This is a genomic window from Acinetobacter sp. YH12218, assembly GCF_013417925.1.
GTDB lineage: Bacteria > Pseudomonadota > Gammaproteobacteria > Pseudomonadales > Moraxellaceae > Acinetobacter > Acinetobacter amyesii.
Genome location: NZ_VPDB01000156.1, coordinates 1 through 1,644 on the forward strand (window position 1 = coordinate 1; position 1,644 = coordinate 1,644).

Sequence of the window (1,644 nt, forward strand, 5' to 3'; positions counted from 1 at the left end):
TTAAAGAACAGATTCGCTTCTTCACGTCCAAACGGTAAATAACCAATTTCATCGATAATCAGTAACTTTGGTCCCAGTACCGCACGTTGCATATAGGTTTTCAGTTTACCTTGCTGGTAGGCTGTACTTAGTTGCAGCATGAGATCGGCGGCGGTAATGAACTTGATCTTAATGTTGTTCATGATGGCCTTATAGCCTAATGCCATAGATAAGTGCGTTTTTCCTACTCCGCTAGCCCCGAGAAACACCACATTTTCTGCTCTAGTAATAAAGCTCAGATTGAACAGTTCAATCACCTGTGATTTAGGGGCCCCTAGGGCATAATTAAAATCATAGTCTTCCAGGGTTTTGACTTGAGGCAGGCCTGAGAGTTTCATCAGTACCTGCTGACTGCGCTGTTGCCTGGCAGCATATTCATGCGTCAAGATCGCTTCAACAAAGTCGGCATAACTTCCATCTTGACCTAATGTTTGTTGTGCATGATGTGACCATTGTGATGCGATGGCAGGCAGATTGAGCTTTTGGCAAAGTTGCTCTATACGGTCGTATTGCAGATTCATCATGAAACTCCCAGCAACTGGTCATATACCGATAAGGGATGCTGCAAACTCTCGTAGGGCATGACATGCTCTGCTGCTGCAACAGGTACAGTGCAGGAACCTGTATCTGATTGCGGTAATGGCGTAAATTTTTGCTGCTCCTGTTGCAGTCGAACAGCCGGTTTTTCTTGCGTGGTGGCATGAATCCGCTGATTGGCGGTTTCATGCAGCCACCGGCCAATGTGGGCATTGGCGACATCAACATCTAACAGTAAACCCGAAGTCTTCAGGCTTGCTTTCAATGGCACAATAAAGCTTGATTTGAGGTATCCATTAAAGCGTTCAACTTTGCCTTTGGTCTGTGCACGGTAGGGCTTACATACGCGAGGACGAAAGCTGTATTTCTTGGCGCAGTCGAGCAGTTTGGGATTCCATTTATGCTGCCCCTCCTGATAGGCATCCCGTTCAATCATGATCGTTTTAGCGTTATCAAACAGGATTTCTTGAGGTACTCCTGCAAAGAACTGAAATGCATTTTCTAGACCATCGATCCATGCATCGGTACGTTCATGATCATAAAATTTCACGAAAGTCGCTCTGGAATACCCTAATGTTGCGACAAAGGCTTTTAAAGTCGTGTTGTTGCGTCGAATCGTGGTGAAATCCACCTGCATTTGTTGGCCAGGTTGGGTTTCAAAACGAATGATCGGTTCCGGTTTGGCAACTGGTTTTAATGTTGCAAGATATTCCCTCAATATCCTGATCTTTCCTGGATATCCCAACCTTAAAATTTCCTGGTAGAGCACGACAGCAGGAATCCATTCAGGATGAGCTGCATTTACACGTTGGAGTAAATAGGGTTTATATGGGTCAAGGATACTTATTCTAGGCTGTATACGCTGATACTGAGGTGTGGTGTTTTGCCGTAAATATTTACGTACGGTATTTCTGGACACCCCCAGTTGACGACTAATGGCTTTAATAGATTTACCTTGTTGATGAAGTATTTGGATTGTCACTGCTTGCTCCAAAGTTAACATGTTGAGCAGTCCAAAATGACCGCTATATTAACCAAGGGGGTCAGTTTTTAAATGCCATTAGGGGG

2 protein-coding genes are annotated in these 1,644 nt (G+C 44.5%); both read right to left on the minus strand.

All coding sequences use genetic code 11. The features are described 5' to 3' along the window. The coding region (gene istB, locus FTV03_RS17650) for an IS21-like element ISAba8 family helper ATPase IstB (protein ID WP_180042400.1) at nucleotides 1–560 on the minus strand (560 nt) is incomplete at its 3' end. Then, entirely contained in the window at nucleotides 560–1,579 is a 1,020-nt protein-coding gene (gene istA / locus FTV03_RS17655) for an IS21-like element ISAba8 family transposase (RefSeq protein WP_075315047.1), read from the minus strand. The genes istA and istB, both read right to left, overlap by 1 nt. Between the last annotated feature and the right edge of the window lie 65 nt (nucleotides 1,580–1,644).

What these genes read in the sequence shown, in the direction of transcription:
- istA (WP_075315047.1), bottom strand. Translation starts at nt 1,579, where the DNA reads ATGTTAACTTTGGAGCAAGCAGTGACAATCCAAATACTTCATCAACAA.